This is a genomic window from Cellulomonas sp. GbtcB1, from assembly GCF_019091725.1.
Taxonomy (GTDB): domain Bacteria; phylum Actinomycetota; class Actinomycetes; order Actinomycetales; family Cellulomonadaceae; genus Cellulomonas.
In genome coordinates this window covers 79,941-104,128 of the sequence record NZ_JAGXJG010000006.1, presented here as the reverse complement: position 1 = coordinate 104,128, position 24,188 = coordinate 79,941, and the positions used below count along the sequence as shown (strand labels likewise).

22 protein-coding genes are annotated in these 24,188 nt (G+C 77.1%); 8 read left to right on the top strand and 14 right to left on the bottom strand.

The features are described from left to right. Window positions 1–62 precede the first annotated feature (62 nt). Complete coding sequence (locus KVT14_RS04045) at window positions 63–2,081, bottom strand: beta-galactosidase (protein WP_217614478.1); 2,019 nt, start codon at window positions 2,079–2,081, stop codon at window positions 63–65. A gap of 207 nt (window positions 2,082–2,288) precedes the next feature. Between KVT14_RS04045 and KVT14_RS04040 the strand changes: the two genes are divergently transcribed. After that, window positions 2,289–3,188 (top strand): glycosyltransferase family A protein, encoded by a 900-nt coding sequence (locus KVT14_RS04040; protein ID WP_217614477.1) that lies wholly within the window; start codon window positions 2,289–2,291, stop codon window positions 3,186–3,188. A gap of 47 nt (window positions 3,189–3,235) precedes the next feature. Here the strand turns inward: KVT14_RS04040 and KVT14_RS04035 are convergent, their stop codons facing one another. The 4 genes from KVT14_RS04035 to KVT14_RS04020 all read right to left on the bottom strand — a co-directional run bounded on the left by KVT14_RS04035 (window position 3,236) and on the right by KVT14_RS04020 (window position 6,857). Further along, window positions 3,236–3,775 (bottom strand): hypothetical protein, encoded by a 540-nt coding sequence (locus tag KVT14_RS04035; protein ID WP_217614476.1) that lies wholly within the window; start codon window positions 3,773–3,775, stop codon window positions 3,236–3,238. 172 nt (window positions 3,776–3,947) lie between these two features. Further along, window positions 3,948–5,417, bottom strand: a complete 1,470-nt coding sequence (locus tag KVT14_RS04030; RefSeq protein ID WP_217614475.1) for a hypothetical protein — start codon at window positions 5,415–5,417, stop codon at window positions 3,948–3,950. A 124-nt stretch (window positions 5,418–5,541) separates the two neighbouring features. Continuing rightward, a complete protein-coding gene (locus KVT14_RS04025; RefSeq protein WP_254630374.1) occupies window positions 5,542–5,988 on the bottom strand; it encodes an RNA polymerase sigma factor in 447 nt (148 codons plus the stop codon). Window positions 5,989–6,227: 239 nt separating this feature from the next. Next, a complete protein-coding gene (locus tag KVT14_RS04020; RefSeq protein ID WP_147794384.1) occupies window positions 6,228–6,857 on the bottom strand; it encodes a nucleotidyltransferase family protein in 630 nt (209 codons plus the stop codon). 59 nt (window positions 6,858–6,916) lie between these two features. On the opposite strand from KVT14_RS04020, the gene KVT14_RS04015 reads away from it, so the two are divergent. Next, on the top strand, window positions 6,917–7,696 hold the full coding sequence (locus KVT14_RS04015; protein WP_217614473.1) for an endonuclease/exonuclease/phosphatase family protein: 780 nt from the start codon (window positions 6,917–6,919) through the stop codon (window positions 7,694–7,696). Between the two features lie 64 nt (window positions 7,697–7,760). Here KVT14_RS04015 and KVT14_RS04010 read toward each other — a convergent pair whose 3' ends face one another. Next, a complete protein-coding gene (locus tag KVT14_RS04010; RefSeq protein ID WP_239198962.1) occupies window positions 7,761–8,207 on the bottom strand; it encodes an ATP-binding protein in 447 nt (148 codons plus the stop codon). A gap of 179 nt (window positions 8,208–8,386) precedes the next feature. Here KVT14_RS04010 and KVT14_RS04005 point away from each other — a divergent pair, with 179 nt between their 5' ends. From KVT14_RS04005 to KVT14_RS03995, 3 genes are all read left to right on the top strand, one after another. After that, complete coding sequence (locus tag KVT14_RS04005; RefSeq protein ID WP_217614472.1) at window positions 8,387–9,970, top strand: DHA2 family efflux MFS transporter permease subunit; 1,584 nt, start codon at window positions 8,387–8,389, stop codon at window positions 9,968–9,970. Between the two features lie 141 nt (window positions 9,971–10,111). After that, window positions 10,112–12,073: an HNH endonuclease signature motif containing protein gene (locus KVT14_RS04000; protein ID WP_217614471.1), complete on the top strand. Its 1,962-nt coding sequence runs from the start codon at window positions 10,112–10,114 to the stop codon at window positions 12,071–12,073. Between the two features lie 99 nt (window positions 12,074–12,172). Further along, entirely contained in the window at window positions 12,173–12,418 is a 246-nt protein-coding gene (locus KVT14_RS03995) for a hypothetical protein (protein ID WP_217614470.1), read from the top strand. Window positions 12,419–12,474: 56 nt separating this feature from the next. On the opposite strand, the gene KVT14_RS03990 is transcribed toward KVT14_RS03995, so the two are convergent. The 6 genes from KVT14_RS03990 to KVT14_RS03965 all read right to left on the bottom strand — a co-directional run bounded on the left by KVT14_RS03990 (window position 12,475) and on the right by KVT14_RS03965 (window position 17,640). Then, the gene (locus tag KVT14_RS03990) at window positions 12,475–13,332 is read right to left on the bottom strand and encodes a MurR/RpiR family transcriptional regulator (protein WP_217614469.1); all 858 of its coding nucleotides are present in this window, start codon (window positions 13,330–13,332) and stop codon (window positions 12,475–12,477) included. Next, window positions 13,316–14,086: a phosphonate ABC transporter, permease protein PhnE gene (phnE, locus tag KVT14_RS03985; RefSeq protein WP_254630369.1), complete on the bottom strand. Its 771-nt coding sequence runs from the start codon at window positions 14,084–14,086 to the stop codon at window positions 13,316–13,318. The genes KVT14_RS03990 and phnE (KVT14_RS03985) overlap by 17 nt, the downstream gene beginning before the upstream one ends. Window positions 14,087–14,184: 98 nt before the next feature. After that, window positions 14,185–15,024 (bottom strand): phosphonate ABC transporter, permease protein PhnE, encoded by an 840-nt coding sequence (gene phnE, locus KVT14_RS03980; protein WP_308160877.1) that lies wholly within the window; start codon window positions 15,022–15,024, stop codon window positions 14,185–14,187. Next, on the bottom strand, window positions 15,021–15,776 hold the full coding sequence (phnC, locus tag KVT14_RS03975; RefSeq protein WP_217614495.1) for a phosphonate ABC transporter ATP-binding protein: 756 nt from the start codon (window positions 15,774–15,776) through the stop codon (window positions 15,021–15,023). The genes phnE (KVT14_RS03980) and phnC overlap by 4 nt, the downstream gene beginning before the upstream one ends. An 80-nt stretch (window positions 15,777–15,856) precedes the next feature. Next, window positions 15,857–16,837 (bottom strand): phosphate/phosphite/phosphonate ABC transporter substrate-binding protein, encoded by a 981-nt coding sequence (gene phnD, locus KVT14_RS03970; protein ID WP_217614467.1) that lies wholly within the window; start codon window positions 16,835–16,837, stop codon window positions 15,857–15,859. Further along, complete coding sequence (locus KVT14_RS03965; RefSeq protein ID WP_217614466.1) at window positions 16,834–17,640, bottom strand: hydrolase; 807 nt, start codon at window positions 17,638–17,640, stop codon at window positions 16,834–16,836. The genes phnD and KVT14_RS03965 overlap by 4 nt, the downstream gene beginning before the upstream one ends. 200 nt (window positions 17,641–17,840) lie before the next feature. On the opposite strand from KVT14_RS03965, the gene KVT14_RS03960 reads away from it, so the two are divergent. Then, entirely contained in the window at window positions 17,841–18,602 is a 762-nt protein-coding gene (locus KVT14_RS03960) for an amino acid deaminase (protein ID WP_217614465.1), read from the top strand. 10 nt (window positions 18,603–18,612) lie between these two features. Here the strand turns inward: KVT14_RS03960 and KVT14_RS03955 are convergent, their stop codons facing one another. Together KVT14_RS03955 and KVT14_RS03950 are read right to left on the bottom strand one after the other, a co-directional pair. Continuing rightward, window positions 18,613–19,062 carry a PspC domain-containing protein gene (locus tag KVT14_RS03955; RefSeq protein WP_217614464.1) on the bottom strand — a complete coding sequence of 150 codons (450 nt, stop codon included), beginning with the start codon at window positions 19,060–19,062 and terminating at the stop codon, window positions 18,613–18,615. Window positions 19,063–19,219: 157 nt separating this feature from the next. After that, the gene (locus tag KVT14_RS03950; protein WP_217614463.1) at window positions 19,220–19,939 is read right to left on the bottom strand and encodes an HAD-IA family hydrolase; all 720 of its coding nucleotides are present in this window, start codon (window positions 19,937–19,939) and stop codon (window positions 19,220–19,222) included. A gap of 386 nt (window positions 19,940–20,325) precedes the next feature. Here KVT14_RS03950 and KVT14_RS03945 point away from each other — a divergent pair, with 386 nt between their 5' ends. After that, window positions 20,326–23,319: an AAA family ATPase gene (locus tag KVT14_RS03945; RefSeq protein WP_308160876.1), complete on the top strand. Its 2,994-nt coding sequence runs from the start codon at window positions 20,326–20,328 to the stop codon at window positions 23,317–23,319. Window positions 23,320–23,491: 172 nt separating this feature from the next. Then, window positions 23,492–24,178 (top strand): alpha/beta fold hydrolase, encoded by a 687-nt coding sequence (locus KVT14_RS03940; RefSeq protein WP_217614462.1) that lies wholly within the window; start codon window positions 23,492–23,494, stop codon window positions 24,176–24,178. The last annotated feature ends 10 nt before the right edge of the window (window positions 24,179–24,188 follow it).

Genomic DNA, 24,188 nt, shown 5'->3' with positions numbered 1-24,188 from the left:
CTGCCGTCCGCCCCGGCCGCCGGAGGGGTCCGGCGGGGCGGGCGGCAGCCGCGGTCGTGCGGTCAGCGACCACCCCCCTGCGGGCGCGCGGCGGTGCGCAGCACCGCCACCTCGCCCGCGCCGACCTCGTACGACTCCCCGGCGTCGGTGCCGGAGAGCAGCTCGGTGCCGGGCACCGCGAGGGTGACCGGCTCGTCGCGGTGGTTCACCGCGACCACGTAGTCGTGCGCGTCGCCGCGCCGGACCGTGACCTCGACGCCCTCGGGCAGCCCCGGCGGCGTGATCCCGGCGTCCGCGTACACCGCGGCGAGCACGGGGGCGAGCGCGTCGACGCCCAGCTTCGTGCTCACGTACCAGCCGGCGCCGGCGCCGTGCGCGTGCCGGGTGATCGCGGGCAGGCCGTCCGCCGGGCCGCCGCGGTAGGTCCCGCGGACCTCGGCGCCGTCCAGCGCCAGGTGCTCGCTCCACGCCGCGGTCGGGATCGTCGTGCCGTCCAGGTCCACCGCGACCTCGTGCTGCGGCCGGACGGGCAGGAACTCCTCGACCGTCAGCCCGAGCGCGGTGCGCAGAGGCGCGCCGAAGCCGCCCTCGTGCACCGCGTCGTGCTCGTCGACGACGCCCGCGAAGCAGGACACCAGCAGGGTGCCGCCCTGGGCGACGTAGTCGGCGAGGTTCTTCCCCGCCGCCTGGGTCACCAGGTACGACGACGGCGCGACGACCAGGCGGTACCCGGACAGGTCGTCCTCGGGGTGCGCGAAGTCGACGGTCACGCCGTCCCGCCACAGCCGCTCGTAGTACGCGCGGACCCGCTCGCGGAACCCGAGCTCGTCCGAGGGCCGCCACTCGAGGTCCTGCGCCCAGAGCGACTCCCAGTCGTAGAGCACGGCGACGTCGGCCTGCACCCGTGAGCCGCGGACCTCGTCGAGCCGGCCGAGCTTCGCGCCCAGCTCGACGACCTCGCGGAACACCCGGGACCCGGTGCCGGCGTGCGGCAGCATCGCCGAGTGGAACTTCTCCGCGCCGGAGCGGGAGGCACGCCACTGGAAGAACAGGATGCCGTCGGCGCCGCGCCCCAGGTGGGTGAACGCGTTGCGGTGCATCTCCCCCGGGCGCTTGGCGATGTTGTGGCCCTGCCAGTTCACCGCCGACGTCGAGTGCTCCATGAGGATCCACGGCTTGCCGTGCGCGACGGAGCGGGTCAGGTCCGCGGACAGGGCCAGGCCGACGTGCGCGTCCTCGTCCGGGGACCACAGGTAGTGGTCGTCGGACACGACGTCGACCTCGCGGGCCCAGCGCCAGAGGTCGGTGTTGTACGACTGGTGCGCCATGAAGTTCGTGGTCACCGGCTGGGCGGCGTGGGCGCGGATCGCGTCCCGCTCGGCGCGGAAGCACGCGCGCAGCTGCTCGTCGGTGAACCGCGCGAAGTCGAGCCGCTGCGCCGGGTTCGGGGTGGAGGCGGTCGCGGCCGGCGCACCGACGTGCTCCCACTCGCCGTACACCTGGCCCCAGAACGCGGTGCCCCACGCGGCGTTCAGCCCGTCGAGGGTGCCGTAGCGCGCGCGCAGCCAGTCGCGGAACGCCGCGACCGAGGCCGGGGAGAAGTCCTCGCCGACGGGGGCGCCGTACTCGTTGTGGACGTGCCACATCACGACCGCCGGGTGGTCGGCGTACCGGCGGGCGAGCTCGCCCGCCATCCGCGTCGCCGCCGCGCGGTACTCCGGCGACGACGGCGAGACCATGCCGCGCGAGCCCGGGCCGAGCGCGGTGCCGTCGCGGGTGACGACGCGCGAGTCCGGGTAGGTCGCGTAGAACCAGGCCGGCGGCGCGGCGGTCGGGGTGCCGAGGTCGACGGCGATGCCGTTCGCGTGCAGCAGGTCGAGCACGTCGTCGAGCCAGGCGAAGTCGTACTCCCCCTCGCGCGGCTCGAGCAGCGCCCAGGAGAAGATGCCGACGCTCACCAGGGTGACCCCGGCCTCGCGCATCAGCGCGACGTCCTCGTCCCAGACGTGGCGCGGCCACTGCTCCGGGTTGTAGTCGCCGCCGTAGGAGATCCCCCGCGTCGGCCAGCCGAACTCCGTCATCCCACTCCTGCTCCCTCACCTCGCTGTGCACGGTCACAGTAGGCAGACACCGACGCGGAAGCCCAGCCCGGCCCGGGCTCTGTTACGCAACTGTGACCGTGCACGGGCCACGCATCCCACGGCGCGTCGCATCCGCCTGTGCGCGGCGGCGGGGCTCGCGGCTGCTCGCCGCTGCTCGCCGCTGCCCGCCGCGCTAGCGTGCCCGGCATGGAGGTCGCCGTCGTCGTCACCGCCCACGACCAGCGCGAGCAGGTCGCCGAGGCCGTCGCCTCGGTGCGCGCGCAGACCGCGCCGTGCGCCGAGCTCGTGGTGGTCGACGACGGGTCGACGGACGCCGCGTCGCTGGCCGTGCTCGACCGGCTGCGTGCCGACGGCGTCCGGGTGCTCCGCCAGGACAACGCGGGGGTGAGCGCGGCGCGGAACGCCGGGATCGCGGCGACGCAGGCGCCGCTGGTGCTGGTGCTCGACGGCGACGACCGGGTGGCGCCGACGTTCCTCGCGCGCGTCGCGCCGCTGCTCGCCGACCCCGACGTGGTCGCGGCGTCGTCCTGGCTGGCGCTGTTCGGGGTGGCGTCGGGGATCGTGCGGCCGGACGGCGGGACGCTCGTCGACTTCCTGCACCGGAACGCCTGCCCCGGCTCGGCGGTGCTGCGGCGCGCGGCGTGGGACCGGGCCGGCGGGTACGACGCGGCGATGCGCTCCGGGTTCGAGGACTGGGACCTGTACCTGGGGATGCTCGCGGGCGGCGGGCGGGTCGCGATCGCGCCGGAGCCGCTGCTGGAGTACCGGACCGCGCCTGCGTCCGCGAACGTGCGGAGCATGACCCGGCGGCTCGCGCTGTTCCGGGGGATCGTCGACAAGCACCGCGCGGCGTACGTGGCGCACCTGGCCGACGTGCTGGTCGCGCAGGAGGCGACCGCGGTGCGCCGGCTCGGCGACTGGGAGTCGCTGGTGGCGGCGGACCCGGCGCTGCCGCTGGTGGAGCCCACGTTCGGCGACGGCGGCATGGCGGCGCACGTCCGCGTGGCGACGGCCCGCGGGGCCCGCTCGGCCCGCGGGGCCCGCGAGGCCCCCGCCGAGCGAGTACCCGACGCGTCGAGCGAGTAGCCGGCGACTGCTCGCTCGACGCGGCGGATGCCCTCTCGGCGGACGAGTCAGCGGCGGGTGTACGAGGCCAGGGTCGCCAGGGTGAGCGCCACCGCGTCCTCGGCGAACGCCCCGCGGTAGTCCGGGCCCCGCTGCGCCGCCCAGGCGCGCCACGCGGCGCCGCCCCAGGTGCCCGCGGTCGAGAACAGCGCCGCCGTCGCCGCCGGCAGGACGACCGAGCGGCCGCGCTGCCGGGCCAGCGCCACGCCGCCGAGCGCCGCCGCCACAGCCCGGCTCTGCGGCCCGGGCGGGTTCAACCGGCTCGGGGTGCTCGGGAGCTTGTCGCCGGTGAGCTCGACGAGGACGCCCAGCCGGGCGCCCAGGCGCTTGAGCCCCCCGGTCGCGGGGTCGGCCAGCGCCGGGGCCGCGAGCGCCAGCGACGCCCGGCTGCCCGCGGCGACGCCGAGCACGGCGCTGCGCAGCAGCAGCCCGGCGGCGGTCCCGCGGCGGCGGGGCAGCGCGAGCGCGACGGTCGGGTCACCGGGCACGGGGCCCGGGCCGGCGCGGTGGTGGGTGCGGTGCACGGTGCGGTCGTGTCGTCGTCCCATCCACCGACGGTCCCGTGCCCCGCGCCGGTCGGCAACCGCAGGGCCGGGTCCGGGGTGCCGACGCCCGGACGCACCGCGGGCGGGGAGCCGTCCCTCCCGGCTCCCCGCCCGCGTCAGGGCTGCAGCGCCCCCTGCGCGCCCGGCCGCCCTCCGCGGCCGGGCGCGTCGCCGGTCACCCGGCGAGATCGAGCGAGCCCTCGTCCACGGCGATGACGCTCCAGGTGGCGCCGTCGGCGTCGGAGAGCTCGTAGGCCGGCACCAGCAGCGCCGCGCCGTCGGCGCCGGACACCTGGGTGACGCCGAGCCGGGCCCCGGTGATCGTGACCTGCTGCACCGACCAGGGGATCGCCGCGCCGGGGGTGGCGGTCGGCGGCACCGTCGGGTCGGCGGACGCCGACGACGACGCGTCGGCCCCCGCGGCGCCGTCGGTGGCCTCCGCCCGCGCCAGCGGCATGACGCCGCCGGAGCCGGAGCCGAACCGCGGGTCGTTCAGCCGCTCGACCGCGGTCGCCGCGCCGACGACCGGGTACTCCCCCAGGTCGACGAGCGGGGCCAGCGACCCGTAGAGCGACTGCACCCCGTCGGCGACCAGCGTCACCGACCAGGTCAGGCCCGTCTGCTGCCCGTCGAGCACCTGGTAGGCCGTGACCGACGACGAGCGGGCGTCGCCGGTGTCGACGACCTCGTACTGGTAGCCGTCCGGGTCGACGCCGAGGGAGCCGAGCAGATCCCGCACGGCCGAGGTCGCGGCGTCGCCCGCCGGGGCCGGGCCGCCCGTCGGCTCGCAGGACGGGCCGACGACCGTCGGGAGCGCCGGGTCGACGAGCGCCGGGTCCAGGGTCCCGGGCTCCGGGGACGACTCGCCGGCGGCGAGGCCCTCGGACGCCGTCCCCGCCGAGCCGTCCGACGTCGCCGCGCCGTCCGGCTGGTCGGTAGCCGACGCGGTGCACGACCACGGGTCGCGCGTCGGGTCGTAGTAGCTCACGCCGGCGGTGCCGTCGGGCTGCAGGGACACGGTCGGGCCCGAGCCGTCCTGCGGGCCGACCGTCCACGCGCCGTACTGCTGCACCGGGTCGCCGGCGACGCCCAGGACCCCGGCGACGCGCGCCGCGGTCTCCGCGGAGAACACCGACGCGGCGTCGAAGGCCCACGCGTGGCCGGAGCCCGCGTCGTCGGCGAGCCCCGAGGCGGTGAACACCGCCCGGCCGCCGAACCAGGGCGCGATCCGCATGTCCGCGGTGTCGGCGGCCCCCGACATCGCCGTCGCCGCCTCGGGGCCGGCGCCCTGCAGGGTGATCGGCGCGTCGGCCGTGACCGCGTCCCCGTCGCCGCCGGTCGCACCGACCGCGTAGCCGCCCGCACCCGCGACGACGGCGGCCGCCGCGGCCACCGCGGCGACCTGCAGCCACCGGGAGCGGCGGCGCGGGGCGAGCTCGACCACGGTGTCGCCGTCGGGGCCGGAGGCGGGGTCGGCCGTCGTCGCGCCGGCCGCGGTCCGGCGCGCGACCTCGGCCCGCAGCGCCGCCGAGTCCAGGTGGGCGTCCGCGGCGGGGTCGGCGGCGCGCAGCCGCGCCAGGGCCTCGTCCTCCGCGCGGCCCGCGGCGTCGGCCGGGTCCGGGTGCTGGTCGCGGTGCTCGTCCACGGTGGTCTCCTCGGGTCCGTGCGCCCTCCGCCGGTGCGGCGCGGGGCGCGTCCACCCCCTCTGTGTCGCCGGCCCGGCGGGCCTTGCACGGGCGGCGCCGGCGGACCCACGGGGCCGCGGGCGGTCAGTCCGCCGCCCACGCCTCCCGGAGTCGCGACCGGGCGCGGGACAGCGCGGCGTCCGCCCCGCCGCGGGACACCCCGAGCACGAGCGCGAGGTCGTCGCCCGTCAGGCCCTCCCAGGCGGTGAGCAGCAGCACCTGGCGGTCCCGGGCGCTGAGCCGGGCGAGCGCCTCGCGCACCCGCTCGTCGCGCACGGCCAGGACCGCGGGGTCGTCCGGGTCGGGCTCGTCGGGCACGGTCTCCACCGGTACCGGGCGGCCCTTGCGGCGGTGGTTGGCGAGCACGAAGCCCGCCGTCCGGTAGAGCCACGGCAGCTCGTGGCCGTCCGGCACCTCCGCGCGCCGGCGCCAGGCGACGGTCAGCACGTCCGCCGCGAGGTCCTCGGCGTCGTCCGCCGCACCGCGGCGCAGGAGGTACCGGTGCACGGCCGTCGCGTGCCGGCTGAACAGGTCCTCGAACCACGGCTCGTCGCGCGGCCCGGTCGCGACGTCGGGGGACGGCGCGGGCGCGTCCGTCCCGGCGACGTCGTCCGACCCCTCGGCGGCGTCCGTCCCGGCGGCCGGCTGCTGAGCGCTGTGCACGCGTTCCCCTCGCGTCGGTGGCGAGGCGCGCGCGTCGGCGCGCGCCTGTGCCACCACTGTGTCGCGTCGGGGCCGGTTCTTGCACCCGGCTCTCGGACGCGCTCGCGTCAGCGGTCGGCGGGCCCCACCGGCGACACGCCCAGCTCGTGCACCAGCAGCAGGAACGCCCGCCCGTACGGGGTCCCCGCGGTCTCCGCCCGCACCCGGTCCCAGTCGATCTGCTCGCGCAGCGCCCGGACCATCGCGATCATCCGCGTGAAGTCGCAGTAGTGCTCCCCGAGCACCCGCATCTTCGCCGAGATGATGTCCGTGGCGTCGAGCACCGGCATCCGGACCGCCAGCACCTCCATCACGTCCGAGCGCGCGAGCATCTCCCGCGTGATCGGCTCGCCGACCATCCGGAACAGGATGTCGACCAGCGCCCCGTGGTGGAACGCCTTGAACAGCCAGTTCTCGGGCGGGTCCTGGACGTCGAGGCCGGCGGCGGCGAGCGCGGCCCGCGCCTGCGGCACGTCCTCCTCCGAGATGGCGAAGTCCGCGTCGTGGTCGGGCTCCGGCGCACCGCGGGCCCAGGCGGCGTACCCGCCGACCAGGGCGAACGGGATCCCCGCCTCCTCCAGCGCGACGGCCGCCATCCGGAGGGCGTCCTGCAGCGCGGTGCGCGGGTCGGGCGGGTCCGCGGCGCCGGGGCCCACCTCGGCACCCACGGCGGCTGCGGTCGCGGCGTCGGAGGTCATGCCCCCGGAGTCTGCACGACGACGCGCGCGTCCGCAGGGCGACGGGAAGAATCGCCGACGTGCGACTCGCGACGTTCAACATCCTGCACGGGCGGAGCCTGACCGACGGCAAGGTGGACCTGGACAGGTTCGCCTCGGCCGTCCGAGGGCTCGACGCCGAGGTCCTGGCGCTCCAGGAGGTCGACCGCGACCAGCCACGGTCGCACGGCGCCGACCTGACGGCCGTCGCGGCGGAGGCGATGGGCGCGCAGGCGCACCGGTTCGTCGCCACGCTGCACGGCCACCCCGGCACCTGGACCGCCGCCACCGGCGAGGACCAGCCGGCGATCGCCGCCTACGGCATCGCACTGCTCAGCCGGCACCCGGTCAGCGCCTGGCGGGTGCTGACCCTGCCGACGCTCCGCCGCCGGGTGCCGATGGTGCACCGCGGGAACCGGCGCCCGTCGCTGGTGCAGGACGAGCAGCGGGCCGCGCTCGCCGCGGTCGTCGAGACCCCGGACGGCCCGATCACCGTCGTCGCGACCCACCTGACGTTCATCACCGCGTGGAACGTCGTCCAGCTGAGGCACCTCGTGCGGGCGTGCCGCGGCCTGCCGAGGCCGCTGGCCGTCACGGGCGACCTCAACCTCGAGGGCGCGACGCCGGCCCGGGTCTCGGGCTGGCGGTCCGTCGGGCGGGTGAACACGTTCCCCGTCGAGGTCCCGGACCGGCAGATCGACCACGTGCTGCTCGACGGGCCGGTCGTGCCGTCGAGCGAGCCGGTCGCCGTCGACACCGGCATGTCGGACCACCGCGCGCTGGTCGTGGACCTGGCGCTCGGCGGGGGTCGCGCGGGCTGACCGGGGCGCACCCGTCCCGGTCGCGCCGCCGCGGGAGGCGCCGGGGGGGTGGACGGCCCCGGGGTCAGTCGGCCTCGGGGTCGACCAGGAACCAGACGGTCTTGCCGTCGGCGCCGTGCTCGTCGACGCCCCAGGTGCGGGACAGCGCCTCGACCAGGGCCATGCCGCGGCCGCTGACCGCGGTCGGCGCGGGGTGCTGCACCTGCGGGCGCGCGGGGCTCTCGTCCGTCACCGCGACGCGCACGCCGCGGTGGTCGATCCGCACGGCCACGCGGACGCGCCCGTGCTCGGGCCCGTGCACGACGGCGTTGGCCACGACCTCGCCGGTCAGCAGCTCGATCACCTGGTTCGCCGACCCCGACACACCCGACGCGGCCACCCGGTGCATGATCCAGTGCCGCGCCGCGCGCGGGGCCGACCGACGGGCGTCGAGGACCAGCTCGTCGTGCTCCGCGCGCGCGTCAGCACGCCTCGCACCCGGCGCCGAACGAAGGTCCCTGACGTCACCCACCCGCCTACTGTGCCCGACGCGGCGCGTGTCCGCTGACCGAACGACACGCCGGGTAGGGGTTCCGCACCCCGCGCGGGGGTGCCCGTCGGGGGTCGTCGGTCGTACTGTCGCAGGGCACGGCGGGCGCCCGACGGGTCTTCCGGGGGTGGCACCGACGGCCCGAGCCGCAGGGAGGTCCCGTGCCCGCCGACGCCCCCGACCGCGCGCCCGCCGGCCTGGTGCTGCGGTCCCCCGCCGGTCGCGGGACGCTGCTCGCGACCGTCCTCGGGTCCGCGCTCGTCTTCCTCGACGGCACCGTCGTCGGGATCGCCCTGCCCGCCATCGCCGACGACCTGGGCGCCACGACCGCCGGGCTGCAGTGGACCGTGAACGGCTACGCGCTCACCCTCGCGGCGCTGCTGCTGCTCGGCGGGTCGCTCGGCGACCGGTTCGGCCGACGGCGGGTGTTCCTCATCGGCACCGTCGCGTTCGCCGCCGCCTCGGTGCTCTGCGCCGTCGCCCCGACCGTCGGGCTGCTGGTCGCGGCGCGCGCGCTGCAGGGAGTCGGCGGCGCGCTGCTCACCCCGGGGTCGCTGGCGATCCTGCAGGCCACGTTCGTGGCCGGCGACCGGGCGAAGGCCATCGGCGCGTGGTCGGGGCTGAGCGGGGCCGCCGGGGCGGTGGCGCCCTTCCTCGGGGGCTGGATCGTCGAGCAGGTCGGCTGGCGCTGGGTGTTCGGCATCAACATCCCGCTCGCGGCGCTCGTGGTCGTCGTCGCCGTGCGGTTCGTCCCCGAGTCCGCGGACCCCGAGGCCTCCGGGCGGCTCGACGTCCTGGGCACCGTGCTCGCGGGGATCGGGCTCGGCGCCCTGACCTGGTCGCTCACGGCGTGGTCCGAGGCGGGGACACCGACCGGCCCGGTCCTGGCCGTGGGCGGGGTCGGAGTGCTCGCACTGGCCGGGTTCCTCGTCGCCGAGGCGCGCTCCGACCACCCGGCGCTGCCGCTGCGGCTGTTCCGCTGGCGGCCGTTCGCCGCGGTGAACCTCGCGACCCTGCTGGTCTACGCCGCGCTCACCGGCATCTTCTTCTTCCTCCCGGTCACGCTGCAGGTGGTGACGGGCTGGTCGCCGCTGGCCGCCGGCATCGCGTCGCTGCCGGTCACCCTCCTCATGCTGCTGCTGTCGGCGCAGGGCGGGGCCCTCGGCGCCCGGATCGGCCCGCGGATCCCGATGACGGTGGGGCCGCTCCTCGCCGGCGCCGGGGCCGTGCTGCTCGGCGGCATCGGGCGGGACGCGCACTACCTGCTCGACGTGCTCCCGGGCGTCCTGCTGGTCGGCGTGGGCCTCGTGCTCACCGTCGCGCCGCTCACCGCCACCGCGCTCGCCGCGGCGCCCGACCACCTGGCCGGGGTGGCGTCCGCGACCAACAACGCCGTCGCGCGCGTCGCGGGGCTGCTCGCCGTCGCGGTGCTGCCCCTGGTGGCGGGGGTCGGCGCGGGGCTGTCCGACCCGGACGTGCTCGCCGACGCGCACCCCGTGGCGATGCTGGCGTGCGCCGGGCTCATGGCGGCGGGGGCGGTGGTGTCGGCGATCGCGATCCCGGGGTCAGCGGCGGAGGTGGCGCCGCCGGTGTCGGCGGGGACGGAGAAGGCGACGGGGACGGAGAATGCAGCGGGGACGGCGGCGGGCACGGCGGCGAGGGACGCGGCAGTGACGGAGAAGCGGGGCTCGGAGGAGCCGCCTAGCGCGCCCGCTGGGCCGGTCGGCGGAGACGCCCGCGGCTGACCGCTCGGTGCGGAGATCGCGTGCTCGGGCGCGGGCGTCGTGCGGGCGCCGAGTCGTCCACAGGTGCGGTGGTCGTGCGTCGTCCCCACGGCGGGCGTCGGTCGCCGGGGTCGTGTCGGTGGCCGTCGGTAGTGTCGTTCCATGGCATCTGACCTGCAGGAACACCCCGAAGGCGACCCGGTCGCCGCCGTCGTGCTGCCGGTCTACGGGCCTGACGGGACGTGCCTGACCGACTTCGGTCCGGACCCGGCCGTGGCGGCCGGTGGAGCGCCGCGGACCGGTGAGCAGCGGCAGGTCGAGGCGATCCGTTCCTGCGAGCCGGGACCCGAGCTGGACGCGTGGCTGCGGGACCTGGACCCGAGCGTGCTGACCTCGAAGGTCCTGGTCGAGGTGGTCGCCGCGCAGACCCGGATCGAGTCCTACCAGCACGCCCGGACCCTCGGCCTGATCGCCGAGCTCGCCTCCCGGGAGGAGATGAGCCCGCAGTGGTCGCCACTGGCGGGTGCCCCGCCGACACAGGCGTGCGTCGCGGGCGACGAGCTGGCGATGCGGCTGGGCTGGCCGCTGGTGACCGCGACGAAGACCGTGCACCGGGCCCTGGTCCTGGACGGGATGCTCGGTGCCACCCGGGAAGCCCTGGAGGTCGGGCACCTCGACCCCGCCAAGGCCCAGGTCCTGACCGCAGAGTTGGCGGACCTGCCGTTCCAGGTCGCGCACGCGGTGGAGGACGCGGTGCTGCCGGACGCGCACCAGTGCTCCGTTGCCGAGCTGCGGCAGCGGGTGGCGCGGGAGATCCGGTTGGTCGACCCCGAGGGCGCCGCCGCACGCCGGGAGCGGGCCCGGTGCACCCGGAAGGTCTCCCACCCCCGCCCTCAGGCGGACGGCATGGCCTCGATGTGGCTGGTGCTGGACGCCGCCGACGCGCTCCGGGTCGACGGGGTCCTCACGCACGCCGCCAAGACCGCCAAGGCCCTCGGCGACGACCGCACGTTGGATCAGCTGCGCGCCGACGGCCTGCGCGACCTGGTGGTGGGCGACGTCCCCGTGTCGGATGGTCCGGCGTTCGAGGTCCACCTGTCCCCGGGTCTGCCGGTGCCGCCGGAGCCGAAGCGGGCATGGAACGGGGAGACCTTCATCGACCGGGACGGTGCGCTGCTCACCCGCCCGGTCGAGCCGATCCCGATCGCGACCCTGACCCCGCTCGACGACACCGCCGCAAGTCCCGCACCCGACCAGGAGCACCCGGCCTCGCCGCCCGGCGTTCCGGACGTCCCGACCAGGACCGTGACCGACGCCGAGGCAGAGACTGCCGCTGAGGTCGCGACCGACACCTCCGTCGCGAGCGACACCGAGGGCGGGACCGTCCCCGCGACCCGGGCCAGCTACGGCGCCACCGCGCCGAGCGCACCGTTCGGAGCCACGTCATCGGGCACACCGAACGGGACCGCCGCACCCGTCGTCGCCGGTACCGCGCCGGCGCCGAGCGCTGTCGCGACCGCGACCGCGCCCGCGACCGCGCCCGGGCCCGTGCGCCGCGGCTGCACCCGCTGCTCCGGCCGCCCCGGCGCCGAGGTCCGGATCACCATCCCCGCCTCCACCCTGCTCGGCCTGGACGACCAGCCAGCCCACCTCGACGGCCACGGCCCCATCGACGCCGTCCAGGCCCGCGCGCTGGCGATCGGCGGGGTCTGGCAGCGGGTCGTCACCGACCCGCTCACCGACCGGGTCCTGGACGTCGGGCGCGAACGGTACCGACCACCTGCCGCCCTGGCCGACCTGATCCGCACCCGCGACCGAACCTGCGCCGCACCCGGGTGCAGGGTCCCGGCCTGCGCCTGCGAGCTCGACCACACCCAGGAGTTCCACCCTCAACCCGGCGGCGATCCCGACGCACCCCTGGGCGGAACCGACGCCGACAACCTGGGACCCCTGTGCCACCGGCACCACCGCCTCAAGACCGACGGCGGGTTCCGACTACGGCAGATCGAACCCGGTCTCTACGAGTGGATCACCCCCACGGGGCACCGCTACCTCACCCGGCCGGGCACCGGGCAGAGCCACGACGCCACCGCCGACCCCTACGACGCGCCACCCCCGTTCTGATCCGGGTTCCCGCGCGCGGCTCGGGCCAGGACCACCAGGTGTCGACCGCACAGGTCACAGCCACGGCCCGTGTCGGTGCCGTCGGGCACCATGTCCCCCATGCCCGACTACGTCGCCCACCTCACCGTTCCCGACGTGCCCGACGACGAGACCCGCGCCGGCATGGCCGACGCCCTCGGCGCGCTGCGCGACGACGCCCCGGACGGGTTCGTCGGCGGGCGGGTGACGTTCGACCTGCGGGGCGAGGCGCCGGACCTCGAGACGGCGGTTCGTGCCGCGAACACGCACGCAGCCGAGATCCTCGACGACCTCGCATGGGAGGTCGAGGTCGAGGTCCTGGGCTGACGCCCTCGCCGTACCGCCGCGCCCCTCGCCGCGCAGCCGCGCGGCGCCGCGCAGGCTCAGTCCGCCAGGTTGTCGCTGAGGATGTCGAGCACCCGGTCGTGCGTCGCCTGCGCGACCGCCCCGGACCGCGCCGCCACGACGCCCACCAGCGACTCCACCAGCACGGCGAGCGCGATCCGCGAGGTCCGCTCGAGCTCGTGCTGGAAGGTGGTGGCGGCGGGCGCGACGACGAGCTCCACGTCCGCCAGCTCGCCCAGCGGCGACCCGCGGAACGACGTCACGGCGACGACGGCGGCACCCCCCTGCCGCGCCGCCCGCGCGACCTTGAGCGTCGCCTCGCTGGCGCCGGACCCGCTGAGCACCACGCAGCCGTCGCCCGGCGCGAGGCCGCGCGCGGCGATCTGCTGGCCGATGGAGTCGGCGACGAAATCCGCGGGCCGCCCGACGGCGGTGAGCCGCATGGCCATGTCGGTGGCGAGCGGCGCGGACAGGCCGTTGGCCAGGACGAGCAGCCGCCGGGACCCGGTGAGCACACCGACGGCCCGCTCGACGGTGTCCTCGTCGAGGACCGCCGTCACCTGCGGCAGGGCAGCCGCGAGCGCCGCGATGTCCGCCCGCAGCCGGCCGAGGGCGCTCGACCCGTAGTCGACCTCCTCGTCCCGGTGGGCGAGCTCGGCCGCGAGCGCCACGCGCAGCTGCGGGTAGCCCTTGTAGCCGATGGCCTGGCAGGCGCGGACGACGGTCGACCGCCCGACGCCGACGCGGTCGGCGACCTCCTGGGCGGTGCTCTCCACGACCCGCTCGGGCTGGTGCAGCACCTCCTCGAGGACCCGGCGCTCGCTGGCGAGCACGGTGGGCAGCGCGGTGGCGATCCGCACCGTGGGGTGCGCGACGACGTCAGGGCTGGACGGCACGGGCACGGGCTCCCTCCATGATCCGGCGGCGCAGGGCCCCGGACGCGGCGTCGATCGCCACCGTGACGACCACGACCACGACGAGCAGCACGCCGACCGTCGACCACTGCCGGTACTGCGTGTAGGAGGTGAGCATGTCACCGATGCCGCCGACGCCGATGAGGCCGAGCACGGCGGACGAGCGGACGTTGATCTCGAACCGGTAGAGCCAGAAGGACCCGAACGCGGGCAGCACCTCGGGCCAGACGCCCCAGCGGAGCACGTGGGCGCCGGACCCACCGGCGGCGCGGACCGCCTCGACGGGACCGCGGCCGATGCCCTCGATCGCCTCGTAACCCCACTTGCCGAGGGTGCCGACGCCGTTGACCGCGAGCGCCAGGGCGCCGGTCAGCGGGGTCAGGCCGGTGACCGACAGGATGACGATGGCGATGATGATCTCCGGCACCGCTCGGATCACCGCGAACACCAGCCGCAGCGCCCCGCGCACGGGCGCCGGGCCGTGGCCCCGGGCGGCGAGCAGGCTGAGCGGCGTGGCGATCAGGATGCCGAGCACCGTGCCGAGCCAGGCCATCGCGACGGACCGCCAGGTCTGCCACAGGGCCTCGGGCAGCGCCGACCAGTCGGGCGCGCTGAACATGAGCCACAGGTAGCGGACGACCTCGGACGGCAGGTCGGCGAGCCGGCCCCAGGAGATGTCGACCGACCAGAACGCGGCGACGACGACCACCACGACGGTCGCCGACAGCGCGCGCAGCGCGAGCCGTGCCGGGCGGGGCGGCGGGACGACGGCGCCGGCCAGGACGCCCCGGGCGCGACGGTCGGCGGCGGGCGCGGGCGCCGGGGCGGGGGCGGTCACAGCAGCCTCCGGCGGGCGGCGCTGCTGACGGCCTCGAGGACGAGCACCACGACGAGGATCTCCAGGATGATGAGCGAGAGCTGGTCGTACCGGTAGAACGACCGCACGGCGTCGATGAGCAGGCCCATGCCGCCCGCGCCGACCAGGCCGAGCACCGACGACGCGCGGACGTTGAGCTCCAGGACGTAGAGCAGCTGGTTCCAGAAGCCGGGCATCATGTCCGGCACCGCGACGGAGCGGTTCACCTGCAGCTGGGTGCCGCCCGCCGCGCGCGCCGCCTCGAGCGCGCCGGTGTCGGCGGCCTCCAGCTGCTCGGAGACGAGCTTGACGACGATGCCGACGTCGAACAGCACCAGGGCGAGGATGCCGGGCAGCGCGCCGACGCCCACCATGGCGACGAGCACGGACGCGTAGAGCAGGTCGGGCACGGCCCGCACGACGTTCAGCACGCCGCGCACGGTGCCGCGCAGGACCGGGTGCGGGTTGGTGGTGCGCGCGGCCCACAGGCTGAGCGGCAGCGAGACGAGGCCGGCGACCGCCGTGGCGATGACGGCCATCTGCAGCGTCTCGAGCAGCGGCTCGACGGTGCGCGGGAAGAACGACCAGTCCGGCTGGAGCAGCGCGACGATCTTGTCCGCGCCGTTCCGCCAGTTCCGGGCGAGCGCGCCGAGGTCGACCTCGACGCCGATCCCGGGGGCGAGCGTGAGCGCGGTGACGGCGAGCACTCCCGCCCAGCCGGCGGCGGCCTTCCACCGCCCGGCGGGGCGCCGGGGCGGCACGGGGGCGGGGCGCGCGGCGCGGACCCCGGCCGGCGCGGCGACGTCGGCGGCGCTCACGAGCCGAGCACGTCGTCGGGGCGGATCGACCGGCCGTAGATGTCCTCGAACACCCGGTCGCTGGCGTCGGCTGCGGGGCCGTCGTAGACGACCTGACCGGCCCGCAGCCCGATCAGCCGCGTCCCGTACTCGCGGGCGAGGTCGAGCAGGTGCAGGTTCACGACGACCGTGATGCCGAGCTCGCGGTTCACCCGGCGCAGGTCCGCCATCACCCCGTGCGCGGTGGGCGGGTCGAGGCTCGCGACCGGCTCGTCGGCGAGGACGGCGCGCGGCTGCTGGGCCAGGGCCCGGGCGATCGCGACGCGCTGCTGCTGCCCGCCGGACAGGTGCGATGCGCGGTGCCAGGCCCGGTCGAGCATGCCGACCCGGTCGAGCGCCTCGTACGCGACGGCCTTGTCCTGCGGGGTGTGCGCGCCGAGCAGCGTGCGCCACGTCGGCGCGTGCGCGACCCGGCCGACCAGGACGTTCTGCAGCACGGTCGCGCGGCCGGCCAGGTTGAAGCTCTGGAAGATCATCCCGACCTCGCCGCGCAGCGCGCGCAGCGCCCGGCCGCGGGCGGCGGTCACGTCGTGACCACCGACCTCGACGGTGCCGGAGGTGACCGGCACCAGCCCGTTGAGCGTGCGGATCATCGACGACTTGCCGGAGCCGGACAGGCCGACGACGGCCACCATCTCCCCCGGCTCCAGGTCGAGCGAGACGCCGTCGAGCGCGGTCACGCCGTTCGGGTACCGCACGACGACGTCGCGCATCCGGACGGGCCACGGCGCGGGCACCGCTGCCGCGGCCGAGGCCACGGCAGCGGTGCCCGGAACGGCCCGGAGGCCTGCGCTCACTGCAGGCCGAGCTTCTCCGCCGCGCGGGCGACGACGTCGAGCGACGCCGGGTCGGCCGGGGCGAGCTTGGAGATCGAGTAGATGTCGGTGAGCACCTGCGAGCCCTCCTCGGTGTTCGAGAAGTCCTCGAGCGCCGTGGTGATGCGGTCCTGGAGCTCGGGCGACAGCGAGGCCGCGAGCGCGACGCCGTCGTTCGGGATCTCCTCGGTCAGGGCGAACACGACGACCTTCTGGCCGACGTCCGGGGTGTCCTTGGCGACGATCGTGCGGGCGTCCCAGAACGAGAAGCCCACCTCGGCGTCGCCGTTGTAGACGGCCAGCACGGAGGCGTCGTTCGCGGTGACGGGCAGCTGCTCGATGTCGGCGTCGGTGTCGAGGCCGGCCTCCTGCAGCGCGAGGACGGGGTAGATGTAGCCGGCCGGGGAGGCCGGTCCGAGCAGCGCGACCTTGGCGCCCTCGACCTTCGTGATCGAGTCGAGCCCCGCGGGGCCCTGCAGCGCGTCGGCACCGTTGCAGAACAGCATGCCGTCGCGCTCGACCGGCTCGTCCTCGCAGTACTTGTCGGGGTCGTTCGTCATGAACTGCGCGGGGTAGGAGATGTTGCCGTTGCGCTCGGTCTGCAGCACGACGCTGGCGTCGTACATGTCCGAGGCCTGCCAGAGCTGCAGCGACGGCAGGAAGCCGATCTGCGCCTGGTCGGCGCCCATCGCCTCGACGGCGGCCTGGTAGTCCTTCGACACGACGCCGGTGACCTCGATGCCGAGCTCCTCGGTGAGGTAGTCGGTGAGGGGCTTCGCGGTGTCGACGAGGCCGTCCTGGTCCTGCGAGGGGACCAGCGCGAGGGTGAGCGACGTGGGGTCGGCGGCGGTCTCGCCGGCGGACGGCGTGGCCTCGGCGTCGCCGGAGCAGGCCGAGAGGGCGAGCGCGGCGACGGCCAGCAGGGCGGCGCCGGGCAGGACGTGCTTCGACATGGTCATCCTTCGGTCGTGACCCGGGCGGGGACCCGGGCGGGCTGGGGCTGGGGCTGGGACGGTGCGGTGCGCCCGTCCGCGCGGACCCACTCCCGGAGCGCCGGGTACAGCGCCGGCAGGTCGGGGACGGTCCACGTGGGGCGGGCCTCCGGCGGCGGGCGCCGGGAGATGAGGGCGGTCGCGTGACCGCGGGCGGCGACGGGCGCCAGGTCGTTGGCCCAGACGTCGCCGACGCTGAGCGCGCGCACCGGGCCGGCCGGGGCGACGCCGAGCCGGTCGAGCACTCCGGCCATGCCGGCGGGCTTGCCGACCTCGGTCAGCACGCCGTCGAGCAGGCCGGCCAGGCCGAGCGCGGCGAGCGTCTCGGGGAGCCGGATGGCGGGGGCGTTGGTGGCGAGGACGACGGTCGCCTCGGTCCGCACCTCGGCCAGCACCGCGGCCAGCCCGAGCGGCGCGGACACCGGGGCGTCGTCGGTGCCGAGCGCGTGCCGGCTCGCGAGGTAGGCGGCGGACAGCGCGAGCGGGCCGACGCCGTGCTTCTCCGCGAGCACGCGGACCAGGTCGTAGCCGTCGAGCGGCAGCAGGCCGTCGGCGGAGGCGCCGCGCGCGTCGGACCTCCCCGCGCCGCGGCCGGCGGGGACGGGGTCGCCGAGCCCCTCGACCGCGGCGGTCGCCTCGGCCAGGAACGCCCGCCGGGCGTCGGGGTCGAGGCTGGACGCCGCGGCGCGGGCGTAGGCGTGCACCGGCCCGTGCCCGACGGCGACGGTGCCGTCGAAGTCGAGCAGGAGGAGGGTGTCGGTACGGCTCACGGGTCGCCTGACGTGCGGGGGCGGATCGCCCGGTGGGTCACGCCCGTCTGGACGCACCGTCCACGCTAGGGGTGCGTTCTGGACGAGATGACCACGGCCGCGTGAACAACGGCGAACGGCGGGTGAACACTCGTGGGGAGCGGGGACGTGGCCGCCGCCCGACCGCCGGCCGGGCGCACCCGCGGGGCTAGCGTGCGGCCGTGCCTCGCGTCGCCCGCCCCTCCCCCACGCCCTCCGGTCCCGCGCCGCTCGACGCCGTCGCGGTCCGCGCGCTCGACGCCGAGGCCCTGCGCGCCCTGGACGCCGCCGCCCGGGCCGCGGCCGACGACCCCGACGGCGCGCTGCACCCTTCAGGCCCCGTCGGCTGGCTCGCCGCGCAGGTCGACGCCGACCGCGAGCGCGAGACCTTCGGCCGCTGGGGGCGGTCCTCGGTGGTCGACGAGCTGACCGGCGCGCCCGTCGTCCCCGGGCCGGTGCTCGCCTGGCTGCAGCGCCGAGCCGGGCTGCCGGTCGAGTTCCCCGGCGCGGACGCCGGCCTGGCGCACGTGTACGGCTACCTGCTCTCGACGGCCGCGACGCCGTTCGGGCTCAAGCGGGACCGGTGGACCGGCGGGGCGCTGGCGGGCGCGCTCGGGCTCGACCCGCGGCACCTGCTGCCGTGGCACCGGCCCGACGGGCGCACGCTGCTGGAGCGGGTCACCGACGCGGTGCTGCCGGTGCTCGCCGCCCCGGGCCCCGGAGCGCTCCTGGTCCGGGACGACGCCGTCCCGGGGACGGCCGACGCCCTGCGCACGGTGGTGGTCCGTGCGCAGGGCGTCGGGGGCGGGGCGCTGGTCTACGGGTGGGTCGGGCCGGGCGGCGTGCGCCCGGTCACCGCGTTCCCCGTCGACGCGTCCCCGCGGTGGCTCCGCGAGACCGGGTCCCTCCCCCCGGTCCCGCGGTACAACGTGCTGGTCCCCTGAGGGCCGAGCGTCAGCGCGGGCCGTCGGCGGGGTCGGCCGGCGGCTGCGGGGTCGTGGGCGGGGTCGTCGGCGGGGTCGTGGGCGGGGTCGTGGGCGGGGTCGTGGGCGGGGCCGGCGGCGCGGCCGGCGGCTGCTCGTCGTACGGGTACGGCTGCGCGTACGGCGCCTGCTGCGGCGCCGGGTAGCCCTGCGGGCGCGCGCCGGGGAACGCCTGCGCGTACGCGTTCGGACCGTGCACCCGGGCGACCCAGTCCTCGCCCGGCATGAAGATCCACAGCAGCGGGTAGATCAGCAGCGGGCTCCCCGGCAGCACGATCAGCACGATCAGGAACAGCCACCGCATGGGCCAGGCGTCGATGCCGAACCGCCGCGCGAGGCCGGCGCAGACGCCGCCCAGGACCCGGCCGTCCAGCGGCCGGACCAGGCCGCTCCGCCACAGGGACTCGTAGATGCCGGTCATCGTGGTTCTCTCCCGTCGTGCTGCGCGTGCGCCGCGGTGCTCCGCGACACCCCCTACGGTGCCGGTCCCGCTCGCGCGGCACATCCGGGGCGGACCCTGGCCGGACCCTGAACCGCACCCTGACCGGCTCCGTGCCCGCCCCGGAGGCCGCGGGAGGTCAGGCCCGCCGCACCCGCACGCCCGCGCCCGTCACCTCGAACCGCACCGCCGACAGGTCGTCGACCACCAGGTCCGCCCCGCCGCCCGGCCCCTCGGCCTCGGTCGTGCGCAGCGCGAGCACGGCCGCCCCCGCCGCGCGCCCGGACCGGATCCCGGACTCCGCGTCCTCGACCACCAGGCAGCGCCGGACGTCCACGCCGAGGCGGTCCGCGCCCACGCGGTACGGCTCCGGGTCGGGCTTGCCGCGCTCGACGTCGTCGGCGGTGACGACCGTCGCCGGGACCGGCAGCGCCACCGCCGCGATGCGTGCGGCGGCCAGGCGGCCGCCGCAGGAGGTCACCACCGCCGCGCGGCCGGCGGCGCCACCGGACGCGCCGAGCGCCGCGAGCGCCTCGACCGCGCCGGGCAGCACCTCGATGCCCTCGGTGTCGGACACCTCCAGCTCGACGACCCGGGCCAGGGCCGCCGCCCGCTCCGCCGCGTCCCGGTCGGCGAGCAGCAGGTCGAGGATGTCCCGCGCCGGCACGCCGTGGTACCGGAACGGCGACAGGTCGTCGGTGGGCATCCCGAACTCGCCGGCGAGCCGCAGCCAGCACCGCTCGACGGAGCGCGTGGACGAGATGAGCGTGCCGTCCATGTCGAACAGGACGGCGTCGAACACCTCGTCGAGCACGTCGCGCGCGGGGGCGGGGCGGGGTTCGGTGGTGGCGGTCGTCATGCCTCGAGCCTCGCACGACCCGCCCGCCGGCGGCCGCCTCAGGCCCACCTCACCGGCCGCCTCAGCCGACGACCGGCCGCCTCAGGGGCACCTCAGGCGCGCGGCCGTCCCATCCCGGTCGCGGGGACTGGCCGATCGACCGATCCGGCGCCCCCGGCCTCAGCACCAGGGTGGTTCCTGCCGGGAGGGGCCCGGCACGCCACCGCCGGACCGGCGGGGCACGCACCACCGAGGAGACGGACATGGACACCATCTGGGGCCCGGCGCTCGACGCCGAGGTGGCCTACCGCCAGGAGGTCGTCCGCGCCGCGGTGCGCGGGTCGGACCTGGGCTGGCGCTGGCGGCGCGGACGCCGCTGATCCGCCGACGGCAGAAGGAGGGGACGCGTGTCGGTGGAGGCTGCCACCATCGACCTCATGAGCCGGTCGGTGGGACGCGCGCCCTTCGTCGCCCGCGACGAGGAGGTCGCGGCGCTGCTCGCGGCCGTCGAGCGCGCGGGGGCCGGTGAGCCGGGCCTGGTGCTGCTCGGCGCGGACGCGGGCGTCGGCAAGACCCGGCTGCTCACCCACACCGCCCGGCTCGCGACGGCCCGCGGCGCCACCGTCGTGATCAGCCACTGCGTGGACCTGGGCGAGATCGGCCTGCCGTACCTGCCGTTCGCGGACGCCCTGCACCAGGTCGTCGACGCGGACTGCCCCGGCGTCGCCGACGTCGTGGCCGCCCGCCCGGCGCTGCGCCGGCTGCTGCCGTCGGGCGCCGCCGGGTCGGCGGACCCGGTCCGCACGGGCGCCGACGAGCAGGCCGAGCGGCTGCAGCTGTTCGACGGCGTGGCCGCGGCGCTCGCCGCGGCGGGCTCGCCCGGGCGACCGCTCGTCCTGGTGCTCGAGGACCTGCACTGGGCCGACTCGTCCAGCCGCGACCTGCTGCGGTTCCTGGTGGCGCGGCTGCGCGCGGAGCCGGTGCTGCTCGTCGGCTCCTACCGCGCGGACGACCTGCACCGCCGGCACCCGCTGCGGCCGGTGCTGGCCGAGCTGGGGCGGCACCCGCGGGTCGAGCGGATCGACCTGCCGCCGTTCACCCCGGACGAGCTGCGCGCCTTCACCACGGGGCTCGCGGGGCAGCCCCTGCCCGAGGCCGCGCTGCGCCGCATCCAGCGCCGGTCGGAGGGCAACGCCTACTTCGCCGAGGAGCTGACCGAGGCCCGCGGCACCGACGCCGACCTCCCGGGCACGCTCGCCGACGTCCTCCGGGCCCGGCTGGAGTCGCTCGACCCGGACGTGCAGCGCCTGGTGCGGGCGGCGTCCGCCGCGGGCCGCCGGGTGGCCGAGCCGCTGCTGCGGGCGGTCGTCGCGGGCACCTCCGACGACCCGGCCCGGCACGCGGCGTTCGACGCGGCGCTGCGGGACGCGGTCGCCCACCACGTGCTGGTCGGCGAGGACCGCCGGATCGCGTTCCGGCACGCGCTGCTGGCGGAGGCGGTGTACGCCGACCTGCTCCCGGGCGAGCAGGTCGCGCTGCACCGGGACTACCTGCTGGCCTCCGCGGCCGACCCGACGCTCGCCACCCCGGCGGAGCGCGCGCACCACGCGCTGCTCTCCCACGACAACCGGCTCGCCCTCCTCGCGTCCCGGGACGCCGCGCGCGAGGCCGGCCGGGTGCTCGCGCCGGCGGAGGAGCTGCGGCACCTGGAGACCGTGCTCCGGCTGTGGCCGGGCGTGCCCACCGCCGCCGAGGACCTCGGGGAGGAGCGGGTCGACGTGCTGCTCGCGGCCGCGGCGGCCGGCGGGCGGGCCGGGCTCGGGGACCGCGCGGTGGCGATGGCGCGCGAGGCCGTCGCGGCGGTCGACCGCCCGGCGAGCGGCGCGGGCGACGACGCCGGGGCACGCCGGGTCGCGGCGCTGCGCACCACGCTCGCCCGGCACCTTCTCGGGGCGGAGCGGGTCGACGAGGCGCTGCGCGAGACCGACCGCGCGCTCGAGGCGCTCGCCGACCTCGACGGCACCCCCGACGCGGCGCGGGCGTGGGCCCTCGCGACGCACGCCCGCGCGGCGCTCAACTCCGACCTGGACGACCAGGCCGAGGTCTCGGCCGCCGCCGCGGTGGACGAGGCGCGCGCCGCGGGCGCCGTGGACGCCGAGGCCGACGCGCTCATCTCGCTGGCCGTGCTCGTCGTCGACGACCGGGACCGCGCCGCCGACCTGCTCACCGTGGCCCTGCACCGCGCGCGGGACGCCGGCGACACCACCACCGAGCTGCGGTGCACCTACAACCTCGCCGCGAACCGGTACTACGCGGGCCGGCTGGACGAGGCCGCCGCGACCACCGCGGCCGGGCTGGAGCTCGCCGCGCGGTCCGGCCTGACCTGGAGCGCGTACGGCGTCGAGCTGCGGCTGTTCGCCGAGATCGTCCGGTACGCACGCGGCGACCTCACGCCGCCGGCGCCCGCCGCCGACCCCGGCCCGCCGCGCGCCGCGTCCGCGGTCGACGGGGTGCAGATGTACGCCGCCGTCGCGCGGGGCGACGCGGACGCGGCCGACCGCGGGCTGTCCCTGCTGCACGGCCAGCACGACGACACGATGATCACGCTCATCGCGGGCGGCTGCGCCGTCGACGCCCTCACCTGGGCCGGACGCCTGGACGAGGCCGTGGCCCTCGCGCACGAGCTCATCGACGAGATCAGCCGCGTGTGGTCCGACTACTTCCTCGGCGGCATCTGGCTGTCGGCGCTCGGCATCGCCGCGCTCGCCGACCAGGCCGCCGCCGACCGGCTCGCCGGCCGGGACCCCGAGGCGCGGCTCGACCTCGGCGCGCGGCTGCTCAACCGCGCGGTCGTCACCGCCGACCGCGGCCGGCCGCGCGGCGGGCAGCTCGGGCCGGAGGGTCGCGCGTGGCTGGCCCGTGCGCACGCCGAGCACGCCCGGCTGCTCGGCGTCGCCGACCCGGACGCCTGGGCCGCCGCGGTGACCGAGTTCGACTACGGCTACCGGTACGAGCTCGCGCGCACCCGGTGGCGGCTTGCGGAGGCGCTGCTCGGTGCCGGGGACCGCGCCGGTGCGGGCGCGGAGGCGGCCGCCGCGCTGGCCGAGGCGCGGGCGATCGGCGCCGCTCCCCTGGTCACCGCCGTCACCGACCTCGCGCGCCGCGGTCGGCTCGACGTCCCGGGCGTCGTCGCCTGGGGCACGGACGTCCTCACGGGCCGCGAGTCCGAGGTGCTGGCGCTCGCCGCCGAGGGCCTGAGCAACCGCCAGATCGGCGAGCGGCTCTACATCAGCGGCAAGACCGTCTCCGTCCACATGTCCCGGGTGCTGGACAAGCTGGGCGCCGGCGGACGGGCCGAGGCGGTCGCGATCGCGCACCGCCGGGGGCTGCTCGGCGTCTGACCTGCGGGCCCGCGGACCCGTGACGCGGGTCACCCGGGTGAATCCCGGGCGACCCAGGTGCGTCCCAGGTTCCGGGCTTACCGTGGAGGCAGATCCCGCGGTCCGGACCATCGCCGCGGCGATGCGACGACCGGCCGCAGACGGCCGGCCGCACCTCCCCCCGGAACGGCACATGTCCACCCCTGAGAACCAGCCGCACCCCATCGTGCTCGTGCACGGCACCCGCACCTCGTCGAAGATCTGGGACGACCAGGTCCGCGCGCTCACCGAGGGCGGCCACCCGACGATCGCGATCGACCTGCCCGGCCACGGCAGCCGCGCGCACGAGCGCCTGACGTTCGAGGGCGGCCTCGACGCCATCGACGCCGCCGTGCGCGCCTGCGCCGAGCCGCCGCTCCTGGTCGGCCTGTCGCTCGGCGGGTACATGTCGCTCGCCTACGCGGCGCGGCACGAGGACCGGCTCGCCGGCGTCGTGCTCGCCGGCTGCTCGACCGACCTGAAGGGCAAGCCGCTCGGCGCCTACCGCCGCGCGTCCCGCCGGGTGGTCGGCGCGCTCGGCCTGGGCGGCGGCACCTGGCACGTCGTCACGGACATGCTGAGCGCGCTGCACGGCTACACGCCGGTGCAGGACCTGCGCCGGCTCGCGCTGCCGGTGTGGTTGGTCAACGGCGCGCGGGACCCCCTGCGGTTCGGCGCACGGCGCTACCTCGGGGCGCACCCGGGCGCGCGGCAGTGGGTGGTGCCGAACGCCGGGCACGACGTGAACAGCCACGCGCCGGTCGCGTTCAACCGGATCCTGCTGCACGTGCTCCGCGACCTGGCGCAGCGCGTGCCGTTCGCCGCCCCGCGCCTGGGCTGATCCCGCCACA